This window comes from Sphingobium sp. B1D7B (assembly GCF_025961965.1).
In the GTDB taxonomy this organism is placed as follows: Bacteria; Pseudomonadota; Alphaproteobacteria; order Sphingomonadales; family Sphingomonadaceae; genus Sphingobium.
The window spans coordinates 475,001-490,756 of sequence record NZ_JAOQOR010000001.1 but is presented as its reverse complement, the minus strand read 5'-3'; the positions used below and the strand labels follow the sequence as shown (position 1 = coordinate 490,756).

General features: G+C 63.1%; 12 protein-coding genes and 1 rRNA gene. 7 read left to right on the top strand and 6 right to left on the bottom strand.

The window, feature by feature from the left end; genetic code table 11:
- Positions 1 to 18: 18 nt before the first annotated feature.
- Entirely contained in the window at positions 19 to 2,553 is a 2,535-nt protein-coding gene (gyrB, locus tag M2336_RS02235) for a DNA topoisomerase (ATP-hydrolyzing) subunit B (RefSeq protein ID WP_264573807.1), read from the bottom strand.
- A 156-nt stretch (positions 2,554 to 2,709) separates the two neighbouring features.
- Between gyrB and M2336_RS02230 the strand changes: the two genes are divergently transcribed.
- Positions 2,710 to 3,129: a hypothetical protein gene (locus M2336_RS02230; protein ID WP_181561271.1), complete on the top strand. Its 420-nt coding sequence runs from the start codon at positions 2,710 to 2,712 to the stop codon at positions 3,127 to 3,129.
- 95 nt (positions 3,130 to 3,224) lie between these two features.
- Here the strand turns inward: M2336_RS02230 and ppa are convergent, their stop codons facing one another.
- From ppa to M2336_RS02210, 4 genes are all read right to left on the bottom strand, one after another.
- Complete coding sequence (gene ppa / locus M2336_RS02225; RefSeq protein ID WP_181558429.1) at positions 3,225 to 3,776, bottom strand: inorganic diphosphatase; 552 nt, start codon at positions 3,774 to 3,776, stop codon at positions 3,225 to 3,227.
- A gap of 19 nt (positions 3,777 to 3,795) precedes the next feature.
- The gene (locus M2336_RS02220) at positions 3,796 to 5,751 is read right to left on the bottom strand and encodes a M61 family metallopeptidase (protein ID WP_264574936.1); all 1,956 of its coding nucleotides are present in this window, start codon (positions 5,749 to 5,751) and stop codon (positions 3,796 to 3,798) included.
- Positions 5,752 to 5,839: 88 nt separating this feature from the next.
- The gene (locus M2336_RS02215) at positions 5,840 to 7,303 is read right to left on the bottom strand and encodes a carotenoid oxygenase family protein (RefSeq protein WP_181558430.1); all 1,464 of its coding nucleotides are present in this window, start codon (positions 7,301 to 7,303) and stop codon (positions 5,840 to 5,842) included.
- 122 nt (positions 7,304 to 7,425) lie between these two features.
- On the bottom strand, positions 7,426 to 7,833 hold the full coding sequence (locus tag M2336_RS02210) for a GFA family protein (protein WP_264573806.1): 408 nt from the start codon (positions 7,831 to 7,833) through the stop codon (positions 7,426 to 7,428).
- A 95-nt stretch (positions 7,834 to 7,928) separates the two neighbouring features.
- Here M2336_RS02210 and hisS point away from each other — a divergent pair, with 95 nt between their 5' ends.
- From hisS to M2336_RS02190, 4 genes are all read left to right on the top strand, one after another.
- Positions 7,929 to 9,197 (top strand): histidine--tRNA ligase, encoded by a 1,269-nt coding sequence (gene hisS, locus M2336_RS02205; RefSeq protein WP_264573805.1) that lies wholly within the window; start codon positions 7,929 to 7,931, stop codon positions 9,195 to 9,197.
- 175 nt (positions 9,198 to 9,372) lie between these two features.
- On the top strand, positions 9,373 to 10,452 hold the full coding sequence (prfA, locus tag M2336_RS02200) for a peptide chain release factor 1 (RefSeq protein WP_264574935.1): 1,080 nt from the start codon (positions 9,373 to 9,375) through the stop codon (positions 10,450 to 10,452).
- Positions 10,453 to 10,534: 82 nt separating this feature from the next.
- Positions 10,535 to 11,362: a peptide chain release factor N(5)-glutamine methyltransferase gene (gene prmC / locus M2336_RS02195; protein WP_264573804.1), complete on the top strand. Its 828-nt coding sequence runs from the start codon at positions 10,535 to 10,537 to the stop codon at positions 11,360 to 11,362.
- A 273-nt stretch (positions 11,363 to 11,635) separates the two neighbouring features.
- Positions 11,636 to 12,421: a DUF4167 domain-containing protein gene (locus tag M2336_RS02190; protein ID WP_264573803.1), complete on the top strand. Its 786-nt coding sequence runs from the start codon at positions 11,636 to 11,638 to the stop codon at positions 12,419 to 12,421.
- 132 nt (positions 12,422 to 12,553) lie between these two features.
- On the opposite strand, the gene M2336_RS02185 is transcribed toward M2336_RS02190, so the two are convergent.
- On the bottom strand, positions 12,554 to 12,859 hold the full coding sequence (locus M2336_RS02185) for a hypothetical protein (RefSeq protein ID WP_264571838.1): 306 nt from the start codon (positions 12,857 to 12,859) through the stop codon (positions 12,554 to 12,556).
- 187 nt (positions 12,860 to 13,046) lie between these two features.
- Here M2336_RS02185 and M2336_RS02180 point away from each other — a divergent pair, with 187 nt between their 5' ends.
- Entirely contained in the window at positions 13,047 to 13,475 is a 429-nt protein-coding gene (locus M2336_RS02180; RefSeq protein WP_181558438.1) for a CBS domain-containing protein, read from the top strand.
- A 622-nt stretch (positions 13,476 to 14,097) separates the two neighbouring features.
- A 16S ribosomal RNA gene (locus M2336_RS02175) occupies positions 14,098 to 15,584 on the top strand.
- Positions 15,585 to 15,756: the final 172 nt, after the last annotated feature.

The window sequence follows — 15,756 nt, the reverse complement described above, 5'->3', positions numbered from 1 at the left end:
CTGGTTAGTGAGGGCGCCTCAAACGTCGAGATTGGCGACGTTGAGGGCGTTGTCCTGGATGAACTCGCGGCGTGGTTCGACGATGTCGCCCATCAGGCGCGTGAAGATCTCGTCGGCGACGTCCGCCTGCTCGATCTCGACGCGGAGCATCGAGCGCACATTGGGGTCGAGCGTGGTTTCCCATAGCTGGTCGGCGTTCATCTCGCCAAGGCCCTTATAGCGCTGGATCGAGAGGCCCTTGCGGCCGGCGGCCAGCACGGCGTCGAGTAGCTCGGACGGGCGGGTGATCCGCACGCCGCGGGCCTGCGCAGCGGTGGGTGCGGCGGTCTCTTCGCCGTCGCTGTCTTCCGCCTCGTTCTCGGCCTGCGCCTGCGCGGCGGCCGCGCGTGCGGCGAGCAGATGGCTTGGGCTGGCGTAGAGGCTCGCCTGCTCCTTGGTCAGCGTGTCCAGTTTGCGGGCTTCGGCGGAATTGAGGAAGGCCGGCTCGATGATGTGGTGATCGGTCACGCCGCGCACCAGCCGCTCGAGATGATAGCCGCCCTCGGCCGAGAGGCGGCCGGTCCAGCGGCCTTCCTCGTCGGTCCGGTCCAGCCATTCCGCCGCGCGGGCGAGGGCCTGCGCGCGGGCATCGTCGGAGAGATCGAAGGCCAGCGCGCCGGCCAGCGCCAGCGCCTCGACGATCGCACCGTCATAGCGACGCGGCACATAGCGCATCAGCGCGCGGCTGCGCCGGGCATGGTCGATGAGGTCGCGCAGGTCCTGACCCGAGCGGGTGCCGGTTTCCGTCTCCAGCACCAGTGTATCGACGCCATTGTCGACCAGATACTGGTCGAGCGCGGCCTCGTCCTTCAGGTAGACTTCGCTGCGCCCGCGCGTGGCTTTGTAGAGCGGCGGCTGGGCGATGTAGAGATGGCCTGCCTCGATGATCTGCGGCATCTGCCGGTAGAAGAAGGTCAGCAGCAGCGTGCGGATGTGCGCGCCGTCCACGTCGGCGTCCGTCATGATGACGATCTTGTGGTAGCGCAGCTTCTCCAGATTGAAGTCGTCGCGAATGCCGGTGCCCATCGCCTGGATGAGCGTGCCGATCTCGCGGCTAGCCAGCATCCGGTCGAACCGGGCCCGCTCGACATTGAGGATCTTGCCGCGCAGGGGCAGGATCGCCTGGAAATGCCGGTCGCGGCCCTGCTTGGCGGAGCCACCGGCCGAATCGCCCTCGACGAGGAACAGTTCGGACTTGGCGGGATCGCGCTCCTGACAGTCGGCGAGCTTGCCGGGCAGGGAGGCGATGTCCATCACGCCCTTGCGGCGAGTCAGTTCGCGGGCCTTCTTGGCAGCCTCGCGCGCGGCGGCGGCATCGACGACCTTCTGGATGATCGACTTGGCGTGGCCGGGATTTTCCTCGAGCCACTCCTGCATCTTGTCGGCCATCAGGCTTTCAAGCGGCTGGCGCACCTCGGAGGAGACCAGCTTGTCCTTGGTCTGGCTGCTGAACTTGGGATCGGGCAGCTTGACCGAGACAATGGCGGTCAGCCCCTCGCGCATGTCCTCACCGGTAAGACTGACCTTCTCCTTCTTGAGCAGGCCGGACTTGTCGCCATAGCTGTTGAGCGTGCGGGTCAGCGCGGCGCGGAAGGCGGCCAGATGAGTGCCGCCGTCCCGCTGCGGGATGTTGTTGGTGAAGCAGAGGACGTTTTCGTAATAGCTGTCGTTCCACTCCAGGGCCACATCGATGCCGATGCCGTCCCGGTCGGCCGAGATGGCGATGGGGTCGGGCATCAGCGCGTTCTTGTTGCGATCAAGATATTTCACGAAGGCCGCGATGCCGCCCTCGTAGAACAGGTCGTGCTCCTTCACCTCTTCATGGCGCTTGTCGCGCAGCAGGATGCGCACGCCTGAGTTCAAGAAGGCAAGCTCGCGATAGCGATGCTCCAGCTTGTCGAAATCGAACTCGGTGACGTTCTTGAACGTGTCGGTCGAGGCGAGGAAGGTGACGCGCGTGCCCTTTTTGGGCTTGCCGTCGACCACAGGCGCATCGCCGCGCACGACGAGCGGGCCTTCCGCATTGCCATAACGGAAGCGCATCCAGTGCTCCTTGCCTTCGCGCCACACGGTTAGCTCCAGCCACTCGGACAGCGCGTTGACGACGGAGACGCCGACGCCGTGCAGGCCGCCGGACACTTTATAGGCATTGTCGTCGGAGGTGTTCTCGAACTTCCCGCCGGCGTGGAGCTGGGTCATGATGACCTCGGCCGCCGAAACGCCTTCCTCGCGGTGAATGTCCGTCGGGATGCCGCGACCATTATCCTCGACCGAAACGGAACCGTCCGGGTTCAGCTCGATCAGCACCAGATCGCAATGTCCGGCCAGCGCCTCGTCAATGGCGTTGTCGCTCACCTCGAAGACCATGTGATGCAGGCCGGAGCCGTCATCGGTATCGCCGATGTACATGCCGGGGCGCTTGCGCACGGCGTCCAGGCCCTTGAGCACCTTGATGCTGTCGGCGCCGTAATCATTTGCGTTCTGAGCGGGGGTCGTATTGCTATTGTCCGTCATGCCCCAGCCTATAGGAAAAGGGGGCGACGAACGGAAGCGAAATGCTGTTTTTTCACCGCGCGGGAAGGGGCGCTCATGGCCCATTCAGGCAGAAGAGGGTAGAGCGGCAATCGGGCGCGGGAAATGGGAAACCGGAAAGGACGCAGGATGCGTTTCATGTCTCGCCTGTTCACAGGCATTATCGGGGTCGCGATGGTCGCTACGGTGCCCGCCGCTGCCCAATCGACTCGCGCAGCAGAGGCGCAGGCCAAGGCTGACGCCAAGCTCGCCAAGGCGCTGGAAGGGCGCACCGCCGGAGAGCCGGTCCGGTGCATCAGCCTGAGCAGCGTGCGCTCAACGCAGATCATCGACAAGACGGCGATCATCTATGAAGTCGGCGGCAAGCTTTACGTCAACCGGCCGGTGAGCGGCGCCTCGTCGCTCGACGATGACGATATTCTCGTCACCAAGACGAGCAGCTCGCAGCTGTGCGATGTCGATATCGTACGGCTGGTGGATCGCGCCGGGCACTTCCCGCGCGGGTTCGTCAGCCTGGGCAAGTTCGTTCCCTATGAGAAGGTGAAGACCGCGAGCTGAACTCATTCCGACATGATTATCATAAAAAAGAGGCTCCCGGCGGTGCGCTGGGAGCCTCTTTTGTATCTGCGGGCCCCGTGCACGGGGCCAAACGATCAGGCGGCGCTCTTCGCGGCCTTGTTCTGCTGGTAGCGCTCAATGGCTTCCAGCGTGATCTGGCGAGCTTCCGCGCTGTTGCCCCAGGTGCCGACACGCACCCACTTCTCGGCCTCAAGATCCTTATAGTGCGTGAAGAAGTGCTCGACCTGCTTGAACACGATGTCGGGCAGATGCTCCTTCTCGGTCACATTGGCGTAATAAGGGAAGGTCGCGTCGTCGGGAACGCAGAGCAGCTTCTCGTCACCACCATGCTCATCCTCGAGATTGAGAACGGCGATGGGGCGGGCGCGCACCACCGAGCCGGGGATGAAGGGCGAGCGGGCCACGACCAGCGCATCGAGCGGATCGCCATCGGGCGAGAGCGTGTGCGGCACGAAACCGTAATTTGCGGGGTAGCGCATCGGCGTGTGCAGGATGCGATCGACGAACAGGGCGCCCGATGCCTTGTCGAACTCATATTTCACCGGCTCGCCACCGGTCGGCACCTCGATGACGACATTGAGGCTTTCCGGCGGATTGCTGCCGACAGGAATCATATCGATGTTCATGGTTTTTCGCACCCACAGGTTAATTGACGGAAGTCTCGCCGGTCCGCGCTGTCAGCAGTCGGTCGAGACTGGTTGAACCCTCTTGTGATTTTTCGAGGCGCGGATAGCGCAGGCCGCCGGAATAATCGAGCGTGATCGTGCGATATCTTTTGTCCCGCCTCAGGGTCAGGACGAGCGGATGTTTTTGGGCCGTTGCCCGGACCCCCTCGCGGAAGACATCGGCGGAAAACTCGGTGTCGCCAACCGCCGTGATCGAATCGCCGACCGCGATGGCGGCCTTGAAGGCGGGGCTATCCCAGATGACGGAGCGCACGACACCATCTTCCCCGACGATCAGCCCGGGGCCGAAGCTCTGGTCGACATATTTGCCCACGGTCTCGGCGGCCCGAATCGTCGAGTTGGTGATAAGGCCGTAGGTCAGCTTGTAGCCGCCTAGGTCGAACCCAGCCTTGGTGACCTCGCTATTGGTCTGCTCTATCCGCTCGCGCAGTAGCCCGTCCCAATCATAAGCGACGACGCCGTTCAGCGTGTCGATCACATCCTGGCGATTGTAGGTCAGCACGCCCCAGTCGCGATCGTTCACGCCGAAGAAGGCCTTGGCGAAATCATCGATGCCGCGCGCGCCAGCGGTTTCGCGGCGGATGATGGCGTCCACTTCCAGCCAGATCATCAGGCCTTCATTATAATAATCTTCCGAGCGCTGCCAGCTCGTCCAGGCCTTGGGGCGGCGGGCCGCGATGATCGGATCGTATGTGGTGTCGATCACTGGGCGCCAGGTGCGGCCTCTGGTCGCGTCGAGCCGCGCCGCGATGGCGGCCAGCGCATCGAGCGTCTCGGCCTTGCTCAGCAGTCCCGAGCGGGCGGAGAGCACATAGCCCCAGAACTGGGTCTGTCCTTCATACACCCAGAGCAGATCGTCCTGCATGGGGGTCGCGAAATCGGGGGTCCAGAGCATCTCCGGGCGGCGATATTTGCCGTTCCAGCTATGGGTGAATTCGTGCGCGAGCAGGTCGCGGTCGCCCAGCGCAGCCTCCCACTGCGTGAAGTAGCCCAGCGAGACGCCATTTTCGCTGAGCCGGTGATGCTCCAGGCCGATGCCGCCCAGCTTGTCCGAGATGGAGAGCAGGAAATTATAGCGATCATAATGGCGCGCGCCGAACAGCGCGACGGCTTCATCGACAAGGCGGCGGTGCAGATTGATCTGCGGCTCGGTGGCTTTGAGCTCTTCCGGCGTATCGGCAAAGACGCTCAGCCGCACGTCTGGCGCCAGCGCGATCTCGCGGCTGTGGAGCCCTGCGAAGATCGGCGAATCGACCAGCGTTTCATAATCGGTCTCCTCGTAGCGGACCGTCTTGCCGTCGCGCTCACTGGCCAGCGCAGTCGCCGCGGTCCAGCCTTCCGGTAGCGTCACGCTGGCCTGAATCGGGATGCGGCGGGTGTAGAAGCCGGCCGGATAAAGCGAGACGCTGTCCCACTGCAGGTTGAGCAGCGAGTCGGTCATCACGATCCGGCCCTGATTGCCCGCGGTGGGCGCCAGAAACTGGAAGTTGGCGATTACGGCGCCTGCCCCGTCCGGCACGGAGAGGTGAAAGGCGTAGACGTTGAGCGGGTCGCGCTTCCAGCGCAACGGCCGGCCGTCCGCGGTCGTGAAGCTAAGGCCGGCGATCTTCTCGATCTGCCCGCGTGGGGCGTGGTGGCCCGGCAGCCATTCCGGCAGCAGCAGGGTCAGCGGGCCGCCGGTTGACATGGGGATGGTCTCGCGAATGGTGATGATGCGCCGGTCCACATCCGTCGCGTCCACCTCCAGCTTGAGCGTGCCGCTGGTCCAGGCGATGTCCCGCGCTTGCGGCACGGTGCTCAGGATCGGCAGCGCGGCGGGGGCCGAGCGCGGCGGCGGCGCGGCGGCATCCTGGGCGAGAAGGGCGCTCGCGGGCAGGGTCAGCAGGAGTAGGGCAGGCAAAAGGCAACGGCGCATCATGGCACTCCGGGGAAATAGATGCGCCCAGCATGACAAGGGGGTGGCAACGCGTCCACCCCCTCGGTCGATATCCTACGCTTGGTCTTTAGGCTGCGCGCGGCAGCTTGCTGGCGTCCGCCCAATTGCCATGCAGGCCCGAGCGGATGCGGATCGGCAGCTTGGCGCGGGCGATCGGCCCGGCGGGCAAGTTGAGCGCGTCGAGCACCACCAGGTCGGAATAGTTGGTGATGAGATTGTCCACGAGCGCGATGATGTAGCCATCGCCCTCCGGCGCATCGGCCGAGCGCGGCACGAAGCAGGGTTCCTGGATGATCGATTCCGGCCCCGCCCACCAGCAGTCCTCGGTGCGGGCAACGAGATCCCAATGGCCGATCTTGTTCATCTTGAAGCCGCTGGCGCGCCCGCGCAGGAAGTCCATCGGCATGTCCGGGTCCATGACAAGGCCCCAGCCGTGGCGATAGGGCTGGCCGACGAAGCGCTCGTCGATGCGGGGAAATTCGTCGATCCAGTCGGTGAGCTTCTCGATGCTGGCGAATTCTTCACCGTTGGAGGCCAGGTCGACCGTCCAGCGGGTCAGGAAGGGACGCGCCGCGACCGGATCGAAGCTGTCGTCATGGATATCCGGGAAGAAGGGGAAGCTGTTCCCTTTCGCCTCGCAGGTGTCGAAGTGAATCTTGGTGCCATCCTGATAGGCGTTCATGACATGGCTGGCGAAACAGTTGTCGCGCTTGAACCAGCGAATGTCGGAGCCATCAGCGCCGCGCTTCAGCACGCCAAGGTAGACCGGGAGCGTCTTGTCGAAGCCGAAATGCGGCTTGCCGGCCTTCAGCCGATCCCAATTGCCGGTGATCGGCACGATGTGGAAGATCACATAATCCTGCGTCAGGCCGAAGTCGTGCATCATGCAATAATAGGGCACCTTGAAGAAGGTCTCGAACAGCACATTGCCCTGCGGGTCGATCTCGAAATAGCTGACATCATCGGTCAGCACGCCGGTCGCGGCATAGCCATGGTTGCAGAAATTGCCGGTGACGGGGTCGATCTTGCCATGGCCGGAGAAGGTCTGGTTTTTGATCTTGCCGTCAAAATTCGTGTAGCCCTCGGTTTCCAGGCTGAGCGGATCCATGATGAGGCAGGGGCTGTCCTCCTTCATCGCATAAAGCTTGCCGGCATGGACCATGACGTTGGTGTTGGCCGTGCCGCGGATCATGCCCTTAACGCTCTCGTCATCGGTCAGCGGATTGCGATACATGCCGAACAGCGACTTGCCGGCGGCCCGCTCGGCCTTCCACTTGTCGGTCTGCGCGTAGCGCTGGCGGAAATCGACCTTGCCATCATGGAAGTGGAACAGGCTGACCATGCCGTCGCCATTGAAGAACTGGTCGTTCTCGAACATCGGCGGGAATTGCGCATCGGGGTGGACGCGATGGAAGGTGCCATTGAGTTGCGCGGGGATTTCTCCCTCGACTTCCATATCCAGAATGTCGCCTTCGATGCGCAACGGGCGCAGCACGCCTGTCATGCCGGGCGTATTGGGGTAGTGGGCCATCCGACTCTCCTTGATTGATCTCTCAACAAGTCGAGTGAATGGGCGCTTTCGGCAGGGGCGGCGTTGATCCGTGTCAAACCCTCCGCCTCGTCGCGCTTCAGGTGAAGTGGATGGGGCGAACCTTATTCGCCAGGAAAGCGCGCGAAGCTCGGCAGGGCATCCAGCGTGATCATCCAGTGCGGCCGCTCGGCGGTCTGGATCTGCACTTGCGGCGGCAGCGCCTCGGGATCGTCGAACGTGGCGGCCTGGATGTCGATCAGCCCGGGCAGCGCCTCCGGATTTGTGAAGAACAGGCCCGTGCCGCAGACGGGGCAGAAGCTCCGGGTCACGGACGGGGAGGAATGATAATCGCTGACATTGCCAGTCAGCACCGTCACCGCCTTTTCCGCAAAGGCGGCCCAGAGCACCATCGGCGCGCCGGATGATTTGCGGCAGTCCGCGCAATGGCAGAGCGCCACATGCTCGGGCGTTCCTGTTGCCCGGTAACGCACCGCGCCGCATTGACAACCGCCTTCGAAGCTGTCGCTCATCATCGTCTCCTCAAGTCCGCTTTGGAACATAAAGAGAACAAGCTGCCCTTGCAAGCCGGTTTCCTTAAAGCGCGATTCCCGCTAGAGGCGCGGCCATGGCGAAAATCGAGACACCCCGGCCCGTTCGCGGCACTCAGGATATGATCGGCGACAGCGCGGACCGCTTCGCGCATGTGGTCGAAACGTTCGAGAAAGTCCGCAAACTCTATGGCTTCCGGCGGATCGAAGTACCGGTATTCGAACAGACGGCGGTCTTCTCCCGCTCGCTGGGCGAAACCACCGATGTCGTCTCCAAGGAGATGTACAGCTTCGAGGATCGCGGCGGGGATTCGCTCACGCTGCGTCCGGAGTTCACCGCCGGCATCGCGCGGGCCTATATCACCGAGGGCTGGCAGCAATATGCGCCGCTGAAGGTTGCGACGCACGGGCCGCTGTTCCGCTATGAGCGGCCGCAAAAGGGGCGCTATCGCCAGTTCCACCAGATCGATGCCGAGATCATCGGCGCGGCCGAGCCGCTGGCCGATGCCGAGCTGCTGATCTTCGCCGATCAGTTGCTCAAGGAGCTGGGCATCAGCGAGGGCGTGACGCTGACGCTCAACACGCTGGGCGATGCCGCAAGCCGCGATGCCTGGCGCGCTGCGCTGGTCGCGCATTTCGAGGGGCACAAGGCGAGCCTGAGCGAAGACAGCCTGACCCGGCTCGAAAAGAACCCGATGCGCATCCTCGACAGCAAGGACCCGCGCGATCAGGCGATCGTGGCGGACGCGCCGGATATCGACGCCTATCTGACCGAGGAGGCGCAGGCCTTCTTCGAGAAGGTGACCGACGGGCTGAAGGCGGCCGGCGTGGCGTGGACCCGCAATGCCCGGCTGGTGCGCGGGCTGGATTATTATCGGCACACCGCGTTCGAGTTCGTCACGGATCGGCTGGGCGCGCAGGGGACGGTGCTGGGCGGCGGACGTTATGACGGGCTGATCGAGACGCTGGGCGGGCCGGCGACCCCGGCGGTCGGTTGGGCGGCGGGGATTGAGCGGCTGGGGATGCTGCTGGGTGACGTCCAAAGTGGTACTTTGGACGTAGTTGTCGTGGCAGAAAATGCCGCGCGTGAACTAGATGCAGTTGCCTTGGCAGCCGAATACCGCCGACAGGGCTTCAGAGCCGAGGCGTTGGTTTCTGGTAGTCCCCGCAAAAGATACGATCGGGGGCAAAAGCTCTCGCCGGTGCTCCTCATTTCTTACGACGTGCGCGATGGTCATGACTCAGGAGGCGCGCGGCTGGTGCGTAGTGATGATCCCGAGTTGGCGGGTAAACTCCATGGGATTTTCGACGGGTTTAAACTTCGACCAAGTTGGAATCGACGATGATGTGCGATTGCTCAGATCGCCATATTTTCTATTTTAGCCCCTCCCTTTCAAGGGAGGGGTTGGGGTGGGTGACGCGCGCGAGCGCGTTCCTGCTCCATTGCGTTTCGGTGGTGCCGCTGCGCGGCAGCCCCACCCCTTCCCCCTCCCCTGAAGGGGAGGGGCTTATGAGACTGTGCTGATGCAAATCTCCCCCGATCGCATCGCTGCGATCCTCCGGCGGCAGGAGGAGGTGCAGGCGCAGATGGCGCGGCCGGATCTTGATCCGGCGGAGTTCGTGCGGCTCTCCAAGGACTATGCCGAGCTGGAGCCGGTGGTGCAGGCCGCGCGGGCGGTTGTGGCGTTGCGCGCCGAGCAGGGTGAGCTGGAGGCGATGCTCGCCGATCCCGAAATGAAGGCGATGGCGCAGGAGGAACTGGAGAGCCTGCGCGCGCGGCTTCCGCAGGCCGAACATGCGCTGGCCGTGGCGCTACTGCCCAAGGATGCGGCGGATGCCCGTCCGGCCATGCTGGAGATTCGCGCCGGCACGGGTGGAGATGAAGCCGCGCTGTTCGCGGGCGATCTGTTCCGCATGTATCAGCGCTATGCCGAGACGCAGGGCTGGCGCGTCGAGATCATCTCGGCCAGCGCGTCCGAGGCGGGCGGTTTCAAGGAAGTAATCGCCAGCGTGACCGGCACTGGGGTGTTCGCGCGCATGAAGTTCGAGAGCGGCGTCCATCGCGTGCAGCGCGTGCCGGTGACGGAGAGCGGCGGGCGCATCCATACCTCGGCGGCGACCGTGGCCGTGCTGCCCGAGGCCGAGGATGTCGACGTGCAGATCAACGAGGCGACCGACCTGCGGATCGACGTCTATCGCTCGTCCGGCTCGGGCGGGCAGCATGTGAACACGACTGACAGCGCCGTGCGGATCACGCATTTGCCGACGGGTCTCGTCGTGACGCAGCAGGACGAGAAGTCCCAGCACAAGAACAAGGCCAAGGCCATGAAGGTGCTGCGCACCCGCCTTTATGAAGCCGAACGCGAGCGGACGCAGGCGGAACATGCGGGCGCCCGCAAGGCGATGGTCGGCTCAGGCGATCGCTCGGAGCGCATCCGCACCTATAATTTTCCGCAGGGCCGCGTGACCGATCACCGCATCAACCTGACCCTGCATCGCCTGCCGGAAATTCTGGAAGGCCCCGGGCTGGACGAGGTGATCGCCGCGCTCATCGCCGAGGATGAGGCTGCGCGGCTGGCGCAACTCGACATGGCGGCGTGAGCGGCGGGAGTGTGTCGACCATGAAGCCGGGAGCGGGGGGCTGCTTTGCCCTGGGCTCCTGCCTGCGCAGGAGCACGAGCTTGTGAGCGGGCTGGGCGATTGGCTGCGGGCCGCCACGACCGCTCTGGGCGCGGTCAGCGATACGCCCCGGCTCGATGCTGAACTGCTCGCCGCCCATGCGCTAGCGATGAGCCGCGAGGAGATGATCCTTGCCCTGCCCCGGCTCTCCTGCCCCGAGGGCGCCGATGCGCTGCTCGCCCGGCGGCTGGCGCATGAGCCGATCGCCTACATCACCGGCACGCGGGATTTCTGGACGCTGACCCTGAAGGTCGCGCCGGGCGTGCTAGTGCCGCGACCGGACAGCGAGACCCTGATCGAGGCGGCGATCGCGCAGTTCGAGGGGAGGCGGGCGCCGGGTCGCATCCTCGATCTCGGCACCGGCTCGGGGGCGCTGCTGCTGGCGGCGCTGGATGTCTGGCGGGAGGCGAGCGGTGTCGGCGTCGATGCCTCTGCGGCTGCGATCGAGATCGCACGGGCGAATGTCCGGCTTTGCGGGATGGAGGCGCGGGCGGAGATCCGCGCGGGGGACTGGGCCGACGGGATCGAGGAGTGCTTCGACCTCATTCTCTGCAACCCGCCTTACATCAGCACGTCCGCCATGCTGCCCCGGCAGGTGCGCGATCATGAGCCAGCCAGCGCCCTGTTCGCAGGAGCCGATGGGCTGGACGATTATCGGCGGCTCGCCGCGCAGACGGGCGACCGCCTCGCCGCAGGAGGCGCAGCGATCTTCGAGATCGGTTTCGACCAGGAGGAGACGGCCGGCGCACTGTTTCGGGAAGCCGGCTTCCATGTCGCGGTGCGCCGCGATCTGGCCGGGCGGGCGCGGGCGCTGGTGCTCACCAGGGCATAGGGCTGCGCTTTTTCACGGCTCCCAACGATTTTCGCTTGGTTTGATGCACGGGAACGACTATCTGCCAGTTTCAGGATCACTGTTGCAAACGCGCGAAGCGCTTGCGTGAGTGGTCTGCTCCCACAGTTTTGGCGGCGTTCTGGAATTGGAGCCGTTGGCCGAAGCGCGGGGCGAGAGCGGTGTCAAAACCGTTCCGCCAACGATGTGTTGTATAGCGCTTGGGGCCATTGATCGGGAACGCCGGGTTTTAGTCGAGAGCATAGGGACGAACCTTTGATCAATAATCGTCAGGCCGGTCGCCGTCGCGGTCGGAATAACCCGCGCCAAGGGGGCGGAGGCAATCGCGGTAACGGCGATTCGGGCAACCGGATCGACAGCCGCGCACGGGGCAATGCGCCCCAGCTTCTCGAAAAATATCGCAATCTGGCGCGCGACGCCCAGATGTCCGGCGATCGGGTGAACGCGGAATATTATCTGCAGTTCGCCGATCACTATTTTCGCGTCCTCGCCGACAACCGTGCACGGCAGGAGGAGCAGCAGGGGCGCTTTCGTCGCAACGACGATGGCGATCAGGACAGCAGCTTCGACAATGACGAGCTGATCGACGGCAGCGAGGACGGCGACGAGTTCGCGCCGCGCCATCAGGACTTCCGTCAGCAGGACAATCGCAATCAGGACGAGCGCCCGCGCCGCGATCGTGGGCGGGATCGGGACGGTCAGGATCGCCCGGCACGGCAGGACCCGCGTCAGGACCAGGGCGAGCGTGCGGAACGGGCAGAGCGGCCCGAGCGTGCTGAACGCCCGGAACGCGCCGAGCGCCCGGAGCGTGCTGAACGCAAAGAGCGTCAGCCGCGCCGTCCGCGCGTTGCCAATGATGACGAAACCGATCGGGATGAGGGCGAGATCGGCCTTCCCGGTCTGCCGCCCTCCATCGCCCGCATCGAATCGGACGAGTCCGAGGATCAGGCCGAAGCGCCGGCCGAGGTAACCGAGGCCACGGAAGCGCCCGCAAAGCCGCGCCGGGGCCGTCGCCCTCGTGCGACCGAAGCGGCGGAATGATCTGATCCGGAGCCGCGCTCTTTGAGGGTGCGGACGTCGCGGGCCGGGCTGTGATCCGGTTCGACCAAATCAAAAGAGCACGATCGGCCATATAGCTGATCGTGCTCTTGTCGTTTCAGGCGCTGAGTGGGCCTAGCGCTCGGTTGCCTCGAGCAGATCGTCGCTCAGCGGATCTTCGACGCTCTGGTCATGTCCCGTCCCGCTCGAGAGGAACATCAGGCCCATGAGCGCCGCCGCCATCATGATGGTAGCGAACACGCCGCCGACGACCATGCCGAGGAAGACCCAGGGCAATGGGCCGCGCAGCCACCAGAGCAGCCCGGCGACCGCAAGACCGACCAGCAGCGACACGCCGGCGATCAGCCACAGGATCTTGCGGAAGCGTGCCCAAGCAAAGCGGGCGTAGCGGGGATCATCAAGAGTGGAAGGTTCGGCCATATGCCGCCCATATGGGAGAGCGGCGGTGCGGATCAACCATCGCGAGCACGCCTCCTTTGACGCTCGCGCCTGACGCGCGCATAGTCTGTCGCAACGAGACCGTGCATCCGGTCTGCAGCCAGGATGTCGACCGGCCGGTCCGTGCAGCGCCCTCATTTGGAAGGGCTGCAAGACAGAGGAGAGGCCGATGACCATCAGAACATTGCTGGGCGCATCCTATAAGGACGTCATCTGTGCAGCGCGGACGGACAGCGTCGGCCATGTCGTCGCGTTGCTGGCGGAGCGCCGCATCGGATGTGTGCCGGTTGTGGAGGACGGAAAGGTGCTCGGCATCTTCTCCGAGCGCGACGTGCTTTATGGTCTGGCCCGGGAAGGCGCGCAGCTGCTCGACCGCCCGGTCGAGAGTGTCATGACCAGCCCTGCCGTCACCATCGATCTGGATACGCCGATCATCGCCGCCTTGTCCCTGATGACGACGCGGCGGATCCGGCATCTGCCTGTCATGGCAGACGGGGAGATGGTGGCGTTCGTCAGTATCGGCGATCTGGTGAAGCACCGCATGGACCGGATCGAGGCGGAGGCCGATGCACTACGCCATTATATCCAGAGCGCCTGAGGGAGCGGAGCGGATGCGGGGGTTGTCGCCCTGACGGGCGGTGAGATTCGGGTGAGGGGGGTGGCGTTCCGATTCAACGGCGCAATTCCGCCATTTCTGAATGATGAGGCGTAGGACTGGCGGGAGCGTTGGCACGCATTTCTCTTGTCGACGCGGCCTGTCTGCAAACGCGTAAGTGGGGATAGGTCGCCGGTCCGCTTATGGTTTTGCGCGGATATCTGCGGCTTTCCGGATGGTGAGCCCAGGGGCCGCAACAAAAATGCAAAAAGTGTTTGACGACTCAGGGAGGCCCCCTTAGAGACGCCTTCACCGACGCGGTGGTGCCACACGGTTCTCGCCGCAATCGGTCGCCAACATAACCGGACACTAAGTCCCCCGAAAGAAAAATCGGGGAACCTTCAGTGTCCGCTTCTAATGTTGAGTGGTTCTTTGACATTGTAGGTATTGATGAAGGGACATGTGGGCGGCGGCCCCGGGTCCGACGGTTTTTAGGCGTCGGGTGCTCGGTAAAAATAGGCCGTTCCTAACATGTCCTACACACCATGTAAGATTTGTGCAGGAATGGCTCCTAGAAATGAGCGGTTCTTGGGTGGCTTATTCCGCTGCCCTTGGACTGGACATCAAACTTGAGAGTTTGATCCTGGCTCAGAACGAACGCTGGCGGCATGCCTAATACATGCAAGTCGAACGAGATCTTCGGATCTAGTGGCGCACGGGTGCGTAACGCGTGGGAATCTACCCTTGGGTTCGGAATAACAGTTAGAAATGACTGCTAATACCGGATGATGACGTAAGTCCAAAGATTTATCGCCCAGGGATGAGCCCGCGTAGGATTAGCTAGTTGGTGAGGTAAAGGCTCACCAAGGCTACGATCCTTAGCTGGTCTGAGAGGATGATCAGCCACACTGGGACTGAGACACGGCCCAGACTCCTACGGGAGGCAGCAGTAGGGAATATTGGACAATGGGCGAAAGCCTGATCCAGCAATGCCGCGTGAGCGATGAAGGCCTTAGGGTTGTAAAGCTCTTTTACCCGAGATGATAATGACAGTATCGGGAGAATAAGCCCCGGCTAACTCCGTGCCAGCAGCCGCGGTAATACGGAGGGGGCTAGCGTTGTTCGGAATTACTGGGCGTAAAGCGCACGTAGGCGGCTATCTAAGTCAGAGGTGAAAGCCCGGGGCTCAACCCCGGAACTGCCTTTGAGACTGGATAGCTAGAATCTTGGAGAGGCGGGTGGAATTCCGAGTGTAGAGGTGAAATTCGTAGATATTCGGAAGAACACCAGTGGCGAAGGCGGCCCGCTGGACAAGTATTGACGCTGAGGTGCGAAAGCGTGGGGAGCAAACAGGATTAGATACCCTGGTAGTCCACGCCGTAAACGATGATAACTAGCTGTCCGGGTTCATAGAACTTGGGTGGCGCAGCTAACGCATTAAGTTATCCGCCTGGGGAGTACGGTCGCAAGATTAAAACTCAAAGGAATTGACGGGGGCCTGCACAAGCGGTGGAGCATGTGGTTTAATTCGAAGCAACGCGCAGAACCTTACCAACGTTTGACATCCCTATCGCGGTTAGTGGAGACACTTTCCTTCAGTTCGGCTGGATAGGTGACAGGTGCTGCATGGCTGTCGTCAGCTCGTGTCGTGAGATGTTGGGTTAAGTCCCGCAACGAGCGCAACCCTCGCCTTTAGTTGCCAGCATTTAGTTGGGTACTCTAAAGGAACCGCCGGTGATAAGCCGGAGGAAGGTGGGGATGACGTCAAGTCCTCATGGCCCTTACGCGTTGGGCTACACACGTGCTACAATGGCGACTACAGTGGGCAGCTATCCCGCGAGGGTGAGCTAATCTCCAAAAGTCGTCTCAGTTCGGATCGTTCTCTGCAACTCGAGAGCGTGAAGGCGGAATCGCTAGTAATCGCGGATCAGCATGCCGCGGTGAATACGTTCCCAGGCCTTGTACACACCGCCCGTCACACCATGGGAGTTGGATTCACTCGAAGGCGTTGAGCTAACCGCAAGGAGGCAGGCGACCACAGTGGGTTTAGCGACTGGGGTGAAGTCGTAACAAGGTAGCCGTAGGGGAACCTGCGGCTGGATCACCTCCTTTCTAAGGATCGGTACGAAAGCGCTCTGTTCATTCAGGGAAGAGCTTCGCACCTTCCAAAGAACATAGCCGCCGTCCTCATGTCCCTTCATCACTAGAGATTGTTACGATCGTAAGATCGTGGCGATAGCTGAGCAGGCTGCGAGCGCCTCTGGCTGCTGTAACGGCAGTCTGT

Coding starts and splice junctions, on each gene's coding strand:
- gyrB (WP_264573807.1), bottom strand. CDS start 2,553: ATGACGGACAATAGCAATACGACCCCCGCTCAGAACGCAAATGATTAC.
- M2336_RS02230 (WP_181561271.1), top strand. CDS start 2,710: ATGTCTCGCCTGTTCACAGGCATTATCGGGGTCGCGATGGTCGCTACG.
- ppa (WP_181558429.1), bottom strand. CDS start 3,776: ATGAACATCGATATGATTCCTGTCGGCAGCAATCCGCCGGAAAGCCTC.
- M2336_RS02220 (WP_264574936.1), bottom strand. CDS start 5,751: ATGCGCCGTTGCCTTTTGCCTGCCCTACTCCTGCTGACCCTGCCCGCG.
- M2336_RS02215 (WP_181558430.1), bottom strand. CDS start 7,303: ATGGCCCACTACCCCAATACGCCCGGCATGACAGGCGTGCTGCGCCCG.
- M2336_RS02210 (WP_264573806.1), bottom strand. CDS start 7,833: ATGAGCGACAGCTTCGAAGGCGGTTGTCAATGCGGCGCGGTGCGTTAC.
- hisS (WP_264573805.1), top strand. CDS start 7,929: ATGGCGAAAATCGAGACACCCCGGCCCGTTCGCGGCACTCAGGATATG.
- M2336_RS02185 (WP_264571838.1), bottom strand. CDS start 12,859: ATGGCCGAACCTTCCACTCTTGATGATCCCCGCTACGCCCGCTTTGCT.
- M2336_RS02180 (WP_181558438.1), top strand. CDS start 13,047: ATGACCATCAGAACATTGCTGGGCGCATCCTATAAGGACGTCATCTGT.